Source organism: Streptomyces sp. NPDC050508, assembly GCF_040655155.1.
In the GTDB taxonomy this organism is placed as follows: Bacteria; Actinomycetota; Actinomycetes; order Streptomycetales; family Streptomycetaceae; genus Streptomyces.
The window spans coordinates 467,456-484,318 of the sequence record NZ_JBFAJJ010000005.1; the positions used below are offsets into that span (position 1 = coordinate 467,456).

Annotated in this window: 13 protein-coding genes; 8 read left to right on the forward strand and 5 right to left on the reverse strand. The window is 71.3% G+C overall.

Going from position 1 to position 16,863, the window contains the following annotated elements; translation table 11 throughout:
* Positions 1-250 precede the first annotated feature (250 nt).
* Both fmt and AB0I69_RS17700 read left to right on the forward strand, forming a co-directional pair.
* Positions 251-1,192 carry a methionyl-tRNA formyltransferase gene (gene fmt / locus AB0I69_RS17695; protein ID WP_363096533.1) on the forward strand — a complete coding sequence of 314 codons (942 nt, stop codon included), beginning with the start codon at positions 251-253 and terminating at the stop codon, positions 1,190-1,192.
* A 75-nt stretch (positions 1,193-1,267) separates the two neighbouring features.
* Complete coding sequence (locus AB0I69_RS17700) at positions 1,268-2,686, forward strand: transcription antitermination factor NusB (RefSeq protein ID WP_363096534.1); 1,419 nt, start codon at positions 1,268-1,270, stop codon at positions 2,684-2,686.
* Between the two features lie 344 nt (positions 2,687-3,030).
* Here the strand turns inward: AB0I69_RS17700 and AB0I69_RS17705 are convergent, their stop codons facing one another.
* Entirely contained in the window at positions 3,031-4,197 is a 1,167-nt protein-coding gene (locus tag AB0I69_RS17705; protein ID WP_363096535.1) for an alpha-hydroxy-acid oxidizing protein, read from the reverse strand.
* 211 nt (positions 4,198-4,408) lie between these two features.
* Here AB0I69_RS17705 and rpe point away from each other — a divergent pair, with 211 nt between their 5' ends.
* The 6 genes from rpe to AB0I69_RS17735 all read left to right on the forward strand — a co-directional run bounded on the left by rpe (position 4,409) and on the right by AB0I69_RS17735 (position 11,366).
* Positions 4,409-5,095, forward strand: a complete 687-nt coding sequence (rpe, locus tag AB0I69_RS17710; RefSeq protein ID WP_317887984.1) for a ribulose-phosphate 3-epimerase — start codon at positions 4,409-4,411, stop codon at positions 5,093-5,095.
* A gap of 78 nt (positions 5,096-5,173) precedes the next feature.
* Positions 5,174-6,220, forward strand: coding sequence for a sugar-binding domain-containing protein (locus AB0I69_RS17715; protein ID WP_363096536.1), 1,047 nt, complete (start codon positions 5,174-5,176; stop codon positions 6,218-6,220).
* 110 nt (positions 6,221-6,330) lie between these two features.
* The gene (locus AB0I69_RS17720; RefSeq protein ID WP_363096537.1) at positions 6,331-6,696 is read left to right on the forward strand and encodes a ribonuclease; all 366 of its coding nucleotides are present in this window, start codon (positions 6,331-6,333) and stop codon (positions 6,694-6,696) included.
* A 186-nt stretch (positions 6,697-6,882) separates the two neighbouring features.
* Complete coding sequence (locus AB0I69_RS17725; RefSeq protein WP_363096538.1) at positions 6,883-8,463, forward strand: AMP-binding protein; 1,581 nt, start codon at positions 6,883-6,885, stop codon at positions 8,461-8,463.
* A 99-nt stretch (positions 8,464-8,562) separates the two neighbouring features.
* Positions 8,563-9,813 (forward strand): 5-aminolevulinate synthase, encoded by a 1,251-nt coding sequence (gene hemA, locus AB0I69_RS17730; protein ID WP_363096539.1) that lies wholly within the window; start codon positions 8,563-8,565, stop codon positions 9,811-9,813.
* Positions 9,810-11,366 (forward strand): long-chain fatty acid--CoA ligase, encoded by a 1,557-nt coding sequence (locus tag AB0I69_RS17735; protein WP_363096540.1) that lies wholly within the window; start codon positions 9,810-9,812, stop codon positions 11,364-11,366. Before hemA ends, AB0I69_RS17735 begins: the two co-directional genes overlap by 4 nt.
* Here the strand turns inward: AB0I69_RS17735 and AB0I69_RS17740 are convergent.
* From AB0I69_RS17740 to AB0I69_RS17755, 4 genes are all read right to left on the reverse strand, one after another.
* Complete coding sequence (locus AB0I69_RS17740; protein WP_363096541.1) at positions 11,332-11,979, reverse strand: response regulator transcription factor; 648 nt, start codon at positions 11,977-11,979, stop codon at positions 11,332-11,334. The two genes, AB0I69_RS17735 and AB0I69_RS17740, sit on opposite strands and share 35 nt — an antisense overlap.
* Positions 11,980-12,078: 99 nt before the next feature.
* Positions 12,079-13,518, reverse strand: coding sequence for an MFS transporter (locus AB0I69_RS17745; RefSeq protein WP_363096542.1), 1,440 nt, complete (start codon positions 13,516-13,518; stop codon positions 12,079-12,081).
* An 87-nt stretch (positions 13,519-13,605) separates the two neighbouring features.
* On the reverse strand, positions 13,606-15,438 hold the full coding sequence (locus AB0I69_RS17750; RefSeq protein WP_363096543.1) for an AMP-dependent synthetase/ligase: 1,833 nt from the start codon (positions 15,436-15,438) through the stop codon (positions 13,606-13,608).
* A 49-nt stretch (positions 15,439-15,487) separates the two neighbouring features.
* The gene (locus AB0I69_RS17755; protein WP_363096544.1) at positions 15,488-16,825 is read right to left on the reverse strand and encodes a cytochrome P450; all 1,338 of its coding nucleotides are present in this window, start codon (positions 16,823-16,825) and stop codon (positions 15,488-15,490) included.
* Positions 16,826-16,863: the final 38 nt, after the last annotated feature.

Here is a 16,863-nt window from a genome sequence, read left to right on the forward strand (position 1 = left end):
ACCGGCGTTGAAAAGGATCGGGCCGCGTGAATGCGGCCCATAGTGGTCAACTCTTTCTTGACCAACGCGTGTGCGCTCCGCTGGTCACGCAACGGGGGCGTAAGGGCATATGCGTACGCCCCCGCTGAACCGGTGTGCGCTGCGCGCGTCGGTGAGTTGACGGATGTGAGCCGCCGGGCGCTCGTGCCGGGACGCGCCATAGACTGGTGCGCTGCCCGCCCACCTCCGCCCGAGAGGCCCGAACCCTCCCATGAAGCTCGTCTTCGCCGGTACCCCCGAGGTCGCCGTTCCCGCCCTGGACGCCCTGATCGCCTCCGGGCGGCACGAGGTGGCCGCCGTCGTCACGCGGCCCGACGCGCCGGCCGGGCGTGGGCGCAGGCTGGTGGCGAGTCCCGTCGCCGAGCGGGCCGAGGAGGCGGGCATCGAGGTGCTGAAGCCCGTCAAGCCGCGCGACCCGGAGTTCCTGGAGCGGCTGCGGGAGATCGCGCCCGACTGCTGTCCCGTCGTCGCCTACGGCGCCCTGCTGCCCCGCGTCGCCCTCGACATCCCCGCCCACGGCTGGGTCAACCTGCACTTCTCGCTGCTTCCCGCCTGGCGCGGCGCCGCCCCCGTGCAGCACTCGATCATGTCCGGCGACGAGATCACCGGCGCCTCCACCTTCCTGATCGAGGAAGGACTCGACTCCGGGCCCATCTACGGAACCGTCACCGAGGAGATCCGTCCCACCGACACCAGCGGCGACCTGCTCACCCGGCTCGCCTTCGCCGGCTCGGGCTTGCTCGCCGCGACCATGGACGGCATCGAGGACGGCACTCTGAAGGCCGTACCGCAGCCTAACGAGGGCATCACCCTCGCTCCGAAGATCAACGTCGAGGACGCGGAGGTGGTTTGGGCGGCTCCCGCGCTGAGGGTGGATCGGGTGGTGCGCGGGTGCACCCCTGCCCCCGGCGCCTGGACCGTGTTCCGCGGTGAGCGGCTCAAGCTCATCCACGTCGTGCCGGTGCCGGAGCGGACCGACCTCGCGCCCGGTGCGCTGGCCGTCGGCAAGAACAACGTGTACGTGGGCACCGGTTCGTACGCCGTCGAGCTGCTGTGGGTGCAGGCGCAGGGCAAGAAGCCGATGCGCGCGGCGGACTGGGCGCGTGGGGCGCGGATCGGCGCGGGGGAGAGCCTCGGGAGTGTCAGGGCCTGACGGCCCGCGCGCGGTCGGGGCGGTGCGACGTAGGCTGGGTGCACATCTCGGCCAGAAATCCGGAGCACCTTTTTCGTGAGTGAGCAGTCCCCGCGACCCCGTAAGCCCGGCAAGCCCTACCGTCGGCCGCAGAAGGACCCCGTCCGCTTCCTCGCCTTCGAGGCGTTGAGGGCCGTGGACGAGCGGGACGCCTACGCCAACCTCGTCCTGCCGCCGCTGTTGCGGAAGGCGCGCGAGAAGGGCGACTTCGACGCCCGGGACGCGGCGCTCGCGACCGAGCTGGTGTACGGGACGCTGCGCAAGCAGGGGACCTACGACGCGATCATCGCCTCCTGCGTCGACCGGCCGCTCCGTGAGGTCGACCCGCCGGTGCTGGACGTATTGAGCCTCGGGGTGCACCAGTTGCTCGGGACGCGGATCCCGACGCATGCCGCCGTGTCGGCCTCCGTCGAGCTCGCCCGGGTCGTCCTCGGCGACGGGCGGGCCAAGTTCGTCAACGCCGTGCTGCGGAAGGTCGCGCAGGACGACCTCGACACCTGGATCGAACGGGTCGCGCCGCCCTACGACGACGACCCCGAGGACAACCTCGCCATCGTGCACTCGCACCCGCGCTGGGTCGTCTCCGCGCTCTGGGACTCGCTCGGCGGCGGACGCGCCGGTATCGAGGACCTGCTGGCGGCCGACAACGAACGGCCCGAGGTCACCCTCGTTGCCCGGCCCGGCCGCTCCACCACCGAGGAGCTGCTCCGCGAGGAGGCCGCTGTGCCGGGGCGCTGGTCGCCGTACGCCGTGCGGCTCAGCGAGGGCGGCGAGCCCGGGGCCGTAGCAGCGGTGAAGGAAGGCCGTGCGGGGGTGCAGGACGAGGGCAGTCAGCTGGTCGCGCTGGCCCTCGCCAACGCGCCGCTGGACGGGCCGGACGAGAAGTGGCTCGACGGGTGTGCGGGTCCCGGCGGCAAGGCCGCGCTGCTCGCCGCCGTGGCCGCCGAGCGCGGGGCGATGCTCCTTGCCTCGGAGAAGGCGCCGCACCGGGCCGGACTCGTGGCGAAGTCGCTTGCCGGGAACCCGGGGCCGTACCAGGTCATCGCCGCCGACGGGACCCGGCCGCCGTGGCGTCCCGGCAGCTTCGACCGCGTCCTGATGGATGTGCCGTGTACGGGGCTCGGCGCCCTGCGTCGGCGGCCCGAGGCCCGTTGGCGGCGCCGCCCGGAGGACCTCGAAGGGTTCGCACCGCTGCAGCGCGATCTGCTGGGCACCGCCCTCGAATCCGTACGGGTCGGCGGTGTCGTCGGCTACGCGACCTGCTCACCGCACCTCGCGGAGACCCGGGCCGTCGTCGACGACATCCTCAAGCAGTACCCGCACACCGAACTGATCGACGCCCGCCCGCTCCTGCCGGACGTGCCGGCGCTCGGCGAGGGTCCCGACGTACAGCTGTGGCCGCATCTGCACGGGACGGACGCGATGTACCTGGCGCTCATCCGCCGGACCGGGTGACCTGTCGGCCGCACGCGTGGTCCGAGCCTCGGCGCCCGGACGGTCGGCGTACGGGACGACGCTCTGCCGGGCCGTCGGCTGAGCGGCGCGGCGCGCTCTCCGAGGGCGGGTTGGCGACTGCGGGGGTGGTGTAGCGCTACTCGGCTGCCCGGTCGCGCGGCATCCGACCGCTGACGGCCATCCGTCCGGCACGCCGTCTGCCGACCGTCATCCGACCGCCGACCGCCGACCGCCGACCGCCGACCGTCCGGCCCGCCGTTCCCGTCGCCCGGCCGTGCGGGCATCGCGGACGATCGTTGGTGGGGGCGGCGCCTCCTGGCCCTGACCCGCTCAGGCGCGCGTCGTCACATCACGCGTTGCAGGGCCTCCCGTGTGAGGTCGGCCAGTGTCGGGTAGCCGTCGACGGCCATGATCAGGTCGGTCTCCGCGAGGAGTGAGCGGAGGACGTGGACGATGCCGTCCGTGCCGCCGAGGGCGAGGCCGTAGGCGTAGGGGCGGCCGATGCCCACGGCGGTGGCGCCCAGGGCGATGGCCTTGACGATGTCGGCGCCGCTGCGGATGCCGGAGTCGAACAGGACGGGGAGGCCGTCGGCCGCTTCGACTACGGCGGGGAGCGCGTCGAGGGCGGGGAGGCCGCCGTTGGCCTGGCGGCCGCCGTGGTTGGAGCAGTAGATGCCGTCCACGCCCCCGTCCTTGGCGCGGCGTGCGTCCTCGGGGTGGCAGATGCCCTTCACGATCAGGGGGAGGTTCGTGAGGGACCGTAGCCAGGGGAGGTCGTCCCAGGTGAGGGGGTTGCCGAAGAGCTGGGTCCAGAGGAGGACCGCGGATTGAGGGTCCTCTTCCGGGGTGCGCGCCAGGCGGGCGCGGAAGACCGGGTCGCTTGTGTAGTTGGCGAGGCAATGGCCGCGCAGCTGGGGGAAGTTGGCGGTGGACAGGTCGCGGGGGCGCCAGCCGGTGACCCAGGTGTCCAGGGTGACCACGATGCCCTTGTAGCCCGCTTGTTCGGCGCGGTGGACGAGGCTCGCGGCGAGGTCCTTGTCGGTGGGGGTGTAGAGCTGGAAGAGGCCCGGAGTGTCTCCGAACTCGGCGGCGACCTCCTCCAGCGGGTCGACCGTGAGCGTGGAGGCGACCATCGGAACTCCGGTGCCTGCGGCGGCCCTTGCGGTCGCCAGGTCGCCGTGGCCGTCCTGGGCGCACAGGCCGATGACGCCGATCGGTGCCATGAACACGGGGGAGGGCAGCTTCAACCCGAACAGGTCGACGGACAGGTCGCGTTGGGCCGCGCCGACGAACATGCGGGGGACCAGTCCCCAGTGGTCGAAGGCGGTCACGTTGGCGCGCTGGGTGCGTTCGTCGCCGGCGCCGCCCGCGACGTACGACCACACGGAGGGCGGCAGCGCGGAGCGCGCCCTGTCCTCCAGCTCCGCGAAGGCCATGGGGTAGGACGGCATGATGCCGCCGAGCCCGTTGAAGTAGATCTCGTTCTGGTAGGAGCCGAACGGCTGTCCCATGCCATCTCCCTCTCCGCTCAAGGAGGGATTCTCGCAGCGGATGGGGCAGATGATCCACGTGGGGCGACGTCGGTCTGTCGCGAGGGACCGTACCCCGCTCCCTGTTCCGCCACGGGGCGGGACCGACCACACACGATCCGGACCCGGAATCGGACGGTATCCGCGACGGACCGATGCCGCTAACCCCCGGAGGGCATGGCAGGCTTGGGGCATGGCCGTGCAGATCAACCCCAGCATCCTGTCCGCCGACTTCGCCCGCCTCGCCGAGGAGGCCAAGGCGGTGGAGGGCGCCGACTGGCTCCACGTCGACGTCATGGACAACCACTTCGTCCCGAACCTCACGCTCGGTGTGCCGGTCGTAGAGTCACTGGCCCGGGCGACGGACACCCCGCTGGACTGCCATCTGATGATCGAGGACGCCGATCGCTGGGCGCCGCAGTACGTCGAGGCGGGTGCCTCCTCCGTCACCTTCCACGTCGAGGCGGCCGGTGCGCCGGTGCGGCTCGCCCGCGAGATCCGGGCCAAGGGTGCCCGTGCCTCCATGGCGCTGAAGCCCGCGACGCCGATCGAGCCGTACGAGGATCTGCTTCCCGAGCTGGACATGCTGCTGATCATGACCGTGGAGCCGGGCTTCGGTGGCCAGTCGTTCCTCGACATCATGCTGCCGAAGATCCGCCGCACCCGGGAGCTGATCCGCAAGCACGGACTGGAGCTGTGGCTGCAGGTCGACGGCGGAGTTTCGGCCTCGACGATCGAGCGTTGCGCGGAGGCCGGCGCCGATGTGTTCGTCGCCGGTTCGGCGGTTTACGGGGCATCCGACCCGGCCGCGGCGGTACGTGCATTGCGCACGCAGGCCGAAGGGGTCGTGAGCAAGGCATCCTGGGCGTGCGACCACTGAGCGGCAGGTATGTGAACGGCGGCCATCAAGGCTGATCAAGTGCGCCGGATCTGCAAGGATGAACGGCGAATCCAGAGTGTGAACAGCAGTGAGGAGATCGCCGTGTCGGGTATGTCGGCGGGCCGGTCAGCCATGCGGATGGGACCCGCAGAGCTGGTGCAGGCGGCGGCCATGGCCCGCCGCTTCTACCTTGAGGGCAAGTCCAAGATCCAGATCGCGGAGGAGTTCGGCGTCAGCCGCTTCAAGGTGGCCCGGGTCCTGGAGACCGCTCTCGAACGGGATCTCGTACGGATCGAGATCCGAGTACCGGCCGAGCTGGACGCGGAGCGCTCGGACGCGCTGCGTGCCCGGTACGGCCTGAGGCACGCGGTCGTGGTCGAGTCCCCGGCCGAGGTCAGCGAGGAGTCGCCCGACCCCGAGAACCTCGGGGAGGTCGCGGCCGACCTGCTCGGCGAGCTGGTCACCGAGGGCGATGTGCTCGGCCTCGCCTGGGGCCGATCGACCATCCACATGGCGGCGGCCCTCGACCGGCTGCCGCCCTGCACGGTGGTCCAGCTGACGGGCGTGTACGACGCCGGGACCGCCGAGCGCGGCTCGGTCGAGGCGGTACGGCGCGCCGCGCAGGTGTCGGGCGGCGACGCCCACCCCATCTACGCGCCGATGCTGCTGCCGGACGCGGCCACCGCGGAGGCGCTGCGCCACCAGACGGGGATCGCCCGGGCCTTCGAGTACTTCGACAAGGTCACGGTCGCCTGTGTCTCCATCGGCTCCTGGGAGCCGGGCATCTCGACGGTCTACGACATGCTCAGCGACGAGGAGCGGGCGCACTACTCGTCCCTCGGTGTCGCCGCCGAGACGTCCGCGCACCTCTTCGACGCCGAGGGCCGCCGGGTCGGCCGGGACCTGGGCGAGCGGTGCATCACCGTCAAGGCGGACCAGCTCCGCCGTATCCCCGAGGTCGTCGCCATCGCGGGCGGGCAGCGGAAGGCGGCGGCGATCGACGCGGTGCTGCGGTCCGGGCTCGTCACCAGCCTGGTGACGGACACCGCGGCGGCGGACTATCTGATGACGGCCGGGGCGCCGCCGAAGTCGGCGCTCAGCCGGACGGACCCCGACGGAATCTGACGGACCCCGACGGAATCTGACGGACCCCGACGGAATCTGACGGACCCCGACGGAATCCGACGGGCCCTGACAGCACGTCGTGCGGGGGCGGCCGTGGCAGCATCGGGCGCATGCTGCTGCGGTTGGTCTCCCGAGTGTTCCTCGTCTGTCTGGCTCTGCTGCTGCCGGTCGGCTGTTCGTCCGCGGGCACGAGCGGGAGCACCGCCACCGTCAAGGTGTCCCAACTCCCCGCCGAGGCACGGCAGACCGTCGCCCTCATCGACCAGGGCGGCCCCTTCCCGTACGCCAAGGACGGGGTCGTCTTCGGGAACTACGAGAAGCTGCTGCCGGAGCAGAAGCGTGGTTACTACCACGAGTACACCGTCAGGACGCCGGGCTCACGCGATCGCGGGGCCCGGCGCATCGTGACCGGGCAGGGCGGCGAGATCTACTACACCGATGATCACTACAAGTCGTTCAGGACCGTACTGAGATGACGTGAGTACACCGTCGACCGGTCACCGAGTGACCTACCCATTCGGGTACCCCCGTTGAGCGGCCGCACGGCCGCACCATCGACCTGCACGAACACGCCTGTTCCAGACCTTTCGCGACCAGAAGACTCCAGTCGTCAGATCAACAGCTGACTGCCGGGTTCGACGCGGCAGGAAGGAGGCGACGGCATGGTGACTGCGGGCGAGGCCTGGTGGACGAACGCGGGCGGCTATGTGCCCGAGGTACTGAAGGCGCTGGCGGAGCACCCCGACAAGGTGGTGCTGCGCTACCCGGGTACGGAGCTGACAGCCGCCGACTACCTGCGCGCCGTCACCGGCACCTACCGCACCCTGCGGGCGACCGGCGTCGGGCGCGGCACCGTGGTCGCCGCACTCACCGCACCCAACAGTCCGGACATGATCGCTGTCCGGCATGCCGCTCACCTGGCCGGTGCCGCCGTCTGTTTCCTGCGCTCCACCAACCCGGGCACCAGCACGGCCATGCTGCCGCTCACCGACCAGCTCGGCATCCTGCGTGACACGGGCGCGACCGTCCTCTATGCCGACCGGACCAGCGCGGCGCGTGCCGCGGAACTCGCCGAGCTCTCCGCGGCCGTCCTTGTCGGTCCCGGTCAGGCCGGATCCGCCGGGATCGTGCCCACCGACGACCCCGGGGCCGTCGCCCCGGAGCGCGGGGAGCCCGACGACCTGGCACTGCTCATGTTCACCAGCGGCAGCACCGGCCGCCCCAAGGGGATCCGCAAGTCACTGCGGACCTGGGAGGGCACCGTGCGGATCGCGGTCGAGACACCCGCGGAGGCCGCCGAGATCACGGCCCTGTTCAGCACCCCGCTGAGCCACAGCGCCGGGCTCCTGGTCGACGGTGTCCTGGCGGTGGGCGGCGGCATCGTCCTCCTCCCGGAGTTCGACGCGGACCTGGTGGTGCGCACCGTCATCGAGCACCGCGTCACCCGCACCTTCATGGCCACCACCCAGCTGTACCGGCTGCTCGACCATCTCGACGACCTGGGGCACCGCGACGCCGAGGCGGCCGGCCTGGCCGGACTGCGGAGCCTGGTCTACAGCGGGACATCGGCGGCACCCAGCCGTATCGCCGCCGCGCTTGAGGTGTTCGGCCCGATCCTGGTGCAGCTCTACGGCACCACGGAGAGCGGCCGCATCACCTTCCTCGACCCGGCCGGGCACGCCGATCCCGGCCTGGCCGCGACGGTCGGCCGGGTCTGCCCCGAGGTCGAGGTGGAGGTGCGTGACCTGGACACCGGGGCGCTGCTGGCCGACGGGCAGGTAGGTGAGATCCGGATGCGTTCCCCGCAGCTCATGGACGGCTATCTCGACCCGGCCCTGGACGTCGATGCGCTGCGCGACGGCTGGTACCGCACCGGCGATATCGGCTACCGCGACGAACGCGCCCACCTCCACCTGCTCGACCGTGTCTCCGACGTCGTCAAGGTCGACGGAGTCAAGATCTACCCGGCCGTGGTCGAGCGCGAGCTGCTGACCGTTCCCGGCGTCGCTCTCGCGGCCGTCTACGGAGTACGCGACACCGACGGCACCGAGCACCTCCACGCCGCTCTGACCTGCCGCCCCGGCACGCGCGTCGAAGCCGACGCCGTACGCAAGCACATCAGCTCCTCGCTCTCTCCGGCACTGGCCCCCGAGCGGGTCCTGGTGCTCGACGAAGTTCCCATGAACGCGACGGGCAAGCCCGACAAGGCCAGGCTGCGCGCGCTCAGCGCCGCCACCGCCTGAGACGCCGCGTCGGCTCAACTTCCCTTCTGCCTCAGCTCTCTTCTGCCTCAACTCCCTTCTGTCTCAGCCGTCTTCATCTCCTGCTGAAAGAGGAACCCCATGTCCCGGCACCTCGACTACTTCACCGAGCAGCTCACCGACGAGCAGCGCCGCACCCGCACCTTCCTGGAGATCGGCCGCCGAGCCGGCAACTTCCCCAGCGCGATCGCCCGCACGGCCGACGAGGACAGCGAGGTCAGCGTCTGGTGCAGCAACGACTACCTCGGGATGGGACAGCACCCTTCCGTCCTGGCCGCCGTCCACGACGCCGTCGCCCGGTTCGGCGCCGGGTCCGGTGGCTCCCGCAACATCGGCGGTACCAACCACCGGCACGTGGAGCTGGAGCGCGAACTCGCGGACTGGCACGGCAAGGACGCCGCACTGCTCTTCACTTCCGGCTACACCGCCAACGACGGCGCCCTCGCGGTGATCGCGGGCAACCCCCAGGGCACCCTGGTCTTCTCCGACGAGCTGAACCACGCGTCGATCATCGACGGTCTGCGGCGCAGCGGCGCCCAGAAGCGCATCTTCCGTCACAACGACGTCGCGCACCTCGCCGAACTCCTCGCGCAGGCCGACCCGGAAGCCCCCAAGCTGATCGTGCTGGAGTCGGTGTACTCCATGTCCGGTGACGTGGCGCCGCTCGCCGAGATCGCCGAACTCGCCCACCAGTACGGCGCGACCACCTTCCTCGACGAGGTGCACGCCATCGGCATGTACGGCCCCGAAGGCGCGGGCATATCAGCGCGCGAGGGTATCGCCGACCGGTTCGACGTCATCATGGGCACCCTCGCCAAGGGCCTCGGCACCGCCGGTGGTTACATCGCCGGACCGCAGGACCTGATCGACGCGGTACGCACACTGTCGCGGGCGTTCGTCTTCACCACGTCGCTGCCGCCCGCCACCGCGGCCGGCGCCCTGGCCGCCGTACGCCACCTGCGCGCCTCCGAGGCCGAGCGGCAGAGCCTCGCCAGGAACGCCCAGTTGCTGCACCGGCTGCTCGACGAGGCCGACGTGCCGTTCCTGTCGTCCGACTCGCACATCGTCTCGGCGCTCGTCGGCGACGACGCCCTGTGCAAGCAGGCCTCGGCGATCCTGCTGGACCGGCACAAGATCTACGTCCAGGCCATCAACGCCCCCAGCGTCCGTGCGGGCGAGGAGCTTCTGCGCATCGCCCCGTCGGCGACGCACACGGAGGCCGACGTACAGAAGTTCGCCGAGGCCCTCGCGGGCATCTGGCAGGAGTTGGACATCGCCACGGCGTCCGACCGCAGGGCCGGACGTGCCGCCGCGGAGAAGGAGCTTGTGTGACCCGCTCCCTGGCCGCCGTGCTCGCCGACACGGCGGCACGGCGGCCGGACCATCCGGCTCTGGTCTGGGACGACGCCGTCGTCACCTACGAGCGGCTGTGGGACCGGGCCCGCCACTACGCCGGAGTGCTGCGCCGCCACGGCGTCTCTCCCGGCGACCGGGTGGTGCTGCTCGTGCCCAACTCGCCCCGCTTCCCGGCCGTTTACTACGGCATCCTCGCCCTGGGGGCGGTCGTGGTGCCGATGAACGCGCAGTCCCGGGCCGCCGAAGTGGAGTTCGTGCTCAGGGACTGCGATGCGCGCGCCCTCGTCTGCGAGGGCACGGCCCTTGAGCAAGGTGCACCCGCGGCCTCGGCCGCCGGCGTCGAGTTGTTCACCGTGGCGGACGGTCACCCCGGCGGAGTCGATCTCGACGCTCCCCACGCCGGGCAGCCCGTCGCGGACTACGCGGACGTCGCCTCGGGCGGCCTGGCAGCGATCCTCTACACCTCGGGCACCACGGGCCGGCCCAAGGGCGCGATGCTGACCCACGGCAACCTCGTCACGAACATCGAGGTGACCGCCGTCTCCCCCTTCGGGATCCAGGACGACGACGTGCTCTACGGCTGCCTGCCGCTGTCGCACACCTTCGGGCAGGTCTGCGTCATGGGCACCTGCTTCCTGGCGGGCGCCACGCTGGTCCTCGCGCCCCGGTTCGCCGCCGAGCAGGCACTCCGGGCGATGGAACGTCATGGGTGCACCGTCTTCATGGGCGTGCCGACCATGTACCACGCCCTGCTCGAAGCCGTGGCCGCGGGCGCGCCCGCGCTCCGGCTGAGGCGTGCCTACAGCGGCGGATCCGCCCTGGCGGTACCGGTCCTGACGCAGGTGCGGCGCACCTTCGGCTGCGAGGTGTACGAGGGGTACGGGCTGACCGAGACCTCTCCCTGCGTCGCGTACAACCAGCCAGGGGTGCCACCACGGCCCGGCACCGTGGGACTGCCGGTCGACGGTGTGGAGGTGGCCGTCGCCCGTGCCGACCTGGAAGGCCGCGTGGAGTTGCTCCCCGTGGGCGAGGTGGGCGAGGTCGTCGTCCGCGGCCACAACGTGATGGCCGGATACCTCGGTCTTCCGAAGGCCACCGCCGAGGTGCTCGTGGACGGGTGGTTCCGCTCCGGAGATCTCGGGCACCTGGCACCGGACGGCTACCTCACACTCGTGGACCGGAAGAAGGACGTGATCATCCAGGGCGGCTACAACGTCTACCCGCGTGAGGTCGAGGAGGTACTGCTGCGCCATCCGGGCGTCGAGCAGATCGCCGTGGTGGGCGTTCCGCATCCGGCACGTGGCGAGGAGGTCTGCGCGGTCGTGGTGCGCAGGGGCGGCGCCGGCACGGACGCCGAACTCGTCGACGAGATCGATGAGTTGGCGCGCCAGGAGTTGACCGGGTACAAGCGGCCGCGCCGCGTGGAGTTCGTCGAGCGACTGCCGCTCGGCCCCAGCGGCAAGGTCCTCAAGCGTGAGTTGACCAAGCTGCTGGTCACTTCGCGAGCAGCCCGATCTCCAGCGCTCTGACCACGGCGAGGGTGCGGTTGGGGCTGTTGAGCTTGGCGAGGATGTTCCCCATCAGCCGCTTGACGCCGTTCTCGGAAATGCCCAGCGAGCGGGCGGCCTGCTTGTTGCTGAGGCCGCCCGCGACCAGTTCCAGGACCTGTGTCTCACGTCCCGTCAGTGCGACGGCGGGGGTGGGGTCGGCAGGCACGAGCAGGCGCCGTGCCAGGCTCGCCGATACGTGGAAGCGCCCGGCGCACACGTCGGAGACCGCTTCCCGCAGCAGGCTGAGGTGGAGGGCCGATCGGTCCACGAAGCCGTGCACGTGCGAGGCCCAGACCGGAGCCATCCGTTCGTCGGGGCCGATGAGGACCATCAGGCGCACATCGTGGTCGCGCAGCCGTCGGACCGACACCGGGTCCGTGGTCTCCGCCAGCTCGGCGGTGGTGGTGAGCAGCAGGTCCGGTGACAGCTGCGGGGCGGCGTCCGCGGCGTCGGCGATGGTCGGATAGCTGAAGATGCTCGCGATCGACTCCAGGGAATGCAGCATCCCTTCGAGTCCGTATCTGTGGATGTCCTGGCGGACCGCCAGGGCAACGGTGAGGCCCCGCGCGGACTGAGACGTGGGAAGGGACATGATCTCCTTCTCGCTGTGTGAGGGTGGGGCCCGGGTCGGGCGAGGGTGGCCGCCCCGTGCGGGGTCGGCCACCTTCCTGCGCCTGTCCGGGGCTGTCGGTCAGGACCGGGAGACCGTCGACTGGGAGGCGGCTGTCCGGGTGGTCTCCGGGGCGTCGTCCACAGGGGCCTGCTGCCGCACCAGCCACAGGGCGGTGAAGACACCGCCGACCAGAGTGACGACCCCGGCAGTGAGGAACGCGGTGTTCAGGCCGCTCCCGAAGGAAGCACCGTGCTCCTGACGCGTGCGCACGACGGCACCGAGCACCGCGACCCCGAAGACCGCCCCGATCTGCCGAGTGGTGCTGCTGATCCCCGAGGCGAGGCCGCCCTCACGGGGACCGACCGAGGAGATGGCCGCTCCGGTCAGCGGGGACATGGTGAGGCCGAAGCCGACACCGGTGACCGCCAGGCGCCACCACACGTTCGCGTACGGCGTGTTCGCGTGCACGGCAGCCATCGTCACCAGGCCGGTCCCGGCAAGGACCAGGCCCACGGTGACCACGCTGCGGAAGCCGAACCTGGCGGCGATCCGTGCGGCGTACGGGCTGCTCACCACCATCGCGAGCGTGCAGGGCAGCGTCTCCATCGCGGCACGCAGCACCGAATGGCCCTGGACGGTGGCGAAGAACTGGGTGAAGAAGAAGCCCGAGCCCATCAGGCCGAAGCCGACCACGGTCATCGCCGCGTTCGAGACGGTGAACAGACGATGCTTGAACAGACGCAGCGGCAGCATCGGAGCAGCCACCCGCGCCTCGACGGTGAGGAACAGCGCGAGCAGGACGACCGTCGCGCCGAAGCAGGACAGGATCAGCGGCGACGTCCAGCCGTGATCGCCCGCTTCGGTGAGCCCGAAGGTCAGCGTGCCCACCACAAGGAGGGCCAGCACCTGACCCGGCACGTCGAGCGGGGGCGCGTCAGCGTTGCGACGGTCCGGCAGGATGCGCGCACCCACGACCAGCGTCAGCACGCCGATGGGGATGTTGATCAGGAAAATGGCACGCCAGTCGAATGCCTCGACCAGGATGCCGCCGACCGCCGGCCCGACCGCGAGGCCGATGCCGCTGAAGGTGGCCCACTGACCGATCGCCTTGATCCGTTCCTGGGGTACGGGGTAGGCGGAGGCGAGAAGCGCGAGGCTGGCCGGGCTGAGCGCGGCGGCCCCGATGCCCTGCAGGATGCGAGCGGCCAGGAGCCAGCCGACGGTGGCGGACAGGCTGCACAGCAGCGAGGCGAGCGTGAACACGGCCATGCCGCCCAGAAAGACGCGCTTGCCACCGAAGCGGTCCGCGAAGACGCCGCCGGCGAGCAGCAGCATCGCCACGGCGAGCACGTAGGCGTTCACGATCCACTGCAGCCCGGTCAACGTCGTGTCCAGACGCCGTTGCATGTCGGGCAGTGCCGCACTGGTGATGGAGTTGTTGAGGAGAACCATGAACTGCCCGATGCAGGTCAAGGTGAGCAAGGCGACCCTGGTGTGGGGACGGATGCCGTCGGACACAGGGGTAGCTCCTTTCGATCGTCGGGGTGGCAGGAGTCGAAGAGCCCGCAGCAGAGCAGGGCGGGCCGACGGGTTCCGCTCGCGCGGTCAGTCCCCGGCGTACATCGACTCGATGGTGTCCGCGTGCAGCTCGGCTATCGCCGTGCGGCGCAGGCTGAGCTTCGGGGTCAGCTCGCCGGTCTCCGGCGTCCACGGGCCGGGCAGCAGGCGGTACTTCTTGATCTGCTCGACGCGGGCGAGGTCGGCGTTTGCATCGGCGACGGCCTGCGCCACGGCGGCCAGGACGGCCGGGTGCCGGGCCAGGTCGGCCGGCCCCGCCACCTCGATCCCGTTGGCCCGTGCCCACGCGGGCACCGCCTCCTCGTCCAGTACGAGCAGCGCGGTGACGTAGCGGCGGCGGTCGCCGACGGCGGCGGCCTGGCCGATCAACGGGTGGGCGCGCAGCAGGGATTCCAGCCTGGTCGGGGCGATGTTCTTGCCGCCGGTGGTGATGATCAGTTCCTTCTTGCGGTCGGTGACGGTGACCAGGCCGCGGTCGTCCACGGTGCCGACGTCGCCCGTGGGCAGCCAGCCGTCGGCGTCGGTCGCGGGATCGATCTCCAGCCCGTCGCCGGCGCGCAGGTAGCCGGCGCACACCACGGGGCCACGGAGGAACAGCTCGCCGTCGGCGCCGGCCCGGACCTCGATGCCGGGCCCCGGCCGGCCGACCGCGCCGAGCGCGAAGTCCTCCGGCGTGCTGACGGTCGCGGCGCCGGTGGTCTCGCTGAGCCCCCACACCTCGTACACGCACAGCGCGAGACCGGCCAGGAACTCCAGCACGGCGGTGGGGATCGGCGCCGCGCCGCTCAAGGCGCGGTGGCAGTCGTCGAGCCCGAGCGCGGACCGGATCGGCTGCAGCACGGCACCGTCCAACTTCTCGCAGCGGGCGGCGAGTTCGGCGGGCACGGCCCGGCCGGCCGACCGCAGCCGGTACACCTCGACGGCCGTCTCCCGCGCCTGCCCGACGACCGCGGCCTGCTCGGGCGGCAACGCCGCGAGCCGCGTCTGCGCCCCGGCCGCCAGCTTCTCCCACACGCGCGGCACGCCGAAGAACGCGTGCGGGCGCACCGCCCGCAGCGTCGGCGGCAGCTGTGCCGGGTCGTCGCAGATGGTGACGTGGCCGGCGTTGCAGATCGGCATGTAGATGCCCAGCACCCGCTCGGCGATGTGCGCCAGCGGCAGGTAGGCGACGGTCCGTGGATGCTCGGGTACGGCGACCAGACCGTCCTGCATCATCGACTCGTAGATGACGTTGCGGTGCGAGAGCACCACACCCTTGGGATCGCCGGTGGTGCCCGAGGTGTAGACGATGGTCAGCGGCGTCTCGGGCGTCGGGGCGTCGGTGAGCTTCTCGAAGGTGCCCCGGTCGGGCAGCTCGCGGGTCAGCTCGGCGTACGTGACAAAGCGCCGGTCACCCACCGGGACCGCGTCCGGGTCCACGACGACGACCGCGCGCAACCGGTCCATCTCGGCCAACACCGGCTGCCAGCGCCGCAGTTGCTCCGCGCCCTCCAGGGCGACGACCGTGGCCGCGCTGTGCCGGGCCACGAAGCGCAGCTGTTCGGTGCTCAGCGTGTCGTACGTCGTGCAGGCCAGGGCGCCGAGGTGGACCGCGGCCAGATCCGCGGCCCAGTGCTCGGGCCGCTTGGACATCGCTATCAGCATGCGCTCGCCGCGCGACAGGCCGAGCCCGGCCAGCCCGTGGGCGAGCGCGGCCGTCTCGGCGCGCAGCCGCGACCAGGTCCAGGTGGTGGCGTCCGGACCGATGCCGCTGGTGAGCGCGGGGTGGTCGGGGAAGTCACGGGCGTTGCGGCGCAGCAGCCCGGTGATCGTCACCTCCTCGGTGGCGGCGGACAGGTCGAGCGGTGTTGCTGAGGCCACGGCGGGCTCCCTTCGTCGCAAGGTCGTTCCGGCTCTGCTCGGCGCCACGTCAGCCGCGCGGCGTCACCAGCAGGGGGAGGCTGCTGGGATGCGGCAGGGAGCTCTTCGCCACGCGGATCCGGGCGCCCGGCGCGATGCGCAGCTGCCAGCGGGCGGCGAGGGCGGCCAGAGCGACGGTCATCGTGACCGCGGCGAGGTGCTCCCCGACGCAGCGGTGCGCTCCGAGGCCCCAGGGGAAGTAGGCGCCGGACGGGGGTGCCTGGCCGGGGCCGAACTCGGTGCGCTCCGGATCGAAGAGATGCGGGTCCGTGTAGGTGGCCGGGTTCCGGTGCATGGCGCGCGGGCTGTAGCCGACTTCCGAACCGGCCGGGACGAGGGTTCCGGCGAGGACGACATCGTGCCGGGCACGCCGGGTGGAGAGCATCGACGCGTGCAGCCGCAGCGTCTCGTCCACCACCTTCCGGGTGTAGGAGAGCTCCCTGACCCGGTCGTAGGTGAGCGGTTGTCCGTCCAGGACCGACCGCGCCTCGTCGTACAGTCGCTGCTGCACCTTGGGCCGGATGGCCGTCTCGAAGACAGCCCAGGTCAACGAGGTGCTGGTGGTTTCGAGGGCGGCGAAGACCAGGATGAGGAACTCACCGCGGATCTCGTGATCGGTGAAGGGGCGGCCGGTGTCCGGGTGGGTCGCCTTCAGCAGGATGTCGAGTACGTCCGGTACGGAGCCGGGCTCGGCCCGGCGGTCCTGGATCAGCGCGTCGATGACGGCGTGGAAGCGATCCATGGCGGCCTTGAAGCGCCGGTTGGCCGGAGTGGGCAGTGACGTCAGGGCCTCGGGGAAGACGGTCCCCGTGAACAGCTTGCCCGAGATCAGGCCGAGGGTGTGCCGGATGTCGCGTACGACGGCCGGGGGCAGATCCGCGCTGAACAGGGAGCGCAGCACCACGGCGGCGACGAAGTCCGACATCTCCTCGTCCGCCTGTACGGGCACTCCCGGCTGCCAGGCGGCGAAGCGCCGCTCGGCCTCCTCGACGATTGCCTGGGAGTGGTCGCGCACACTGGTCCGGCTGAAGCCCGGCTGGAGGGTCCGCCTCTGGTGCCGGTGGGCGGCGCCGTCCGTGGCGATCGGCGGATTCCCGAAGTGCCCGGCCAGGACTTCGAAGAAGCGGCCGCGTTCGAAGGCGTCGGTGTCGACCTGGATGCGGTGCACCAGGGCCGGGTCGTTGGCCAGGTAGAGGCCGAAGGACCCGAACCCGAGGCGTACCAGCGGATCCCGGGTCCTGATGGACTCGAAGAACGACAGCGGCCTGAGCAGCAGTGCGGGCACATGGCCCAGGACGGGAACCCGCCCGGGTGCCGGCGGGCAGGGGACAGTGGTGGTCGCTGACATGGCTCTACGGGCTCCTCGTCGTTGCCTGGGCGGCAGGT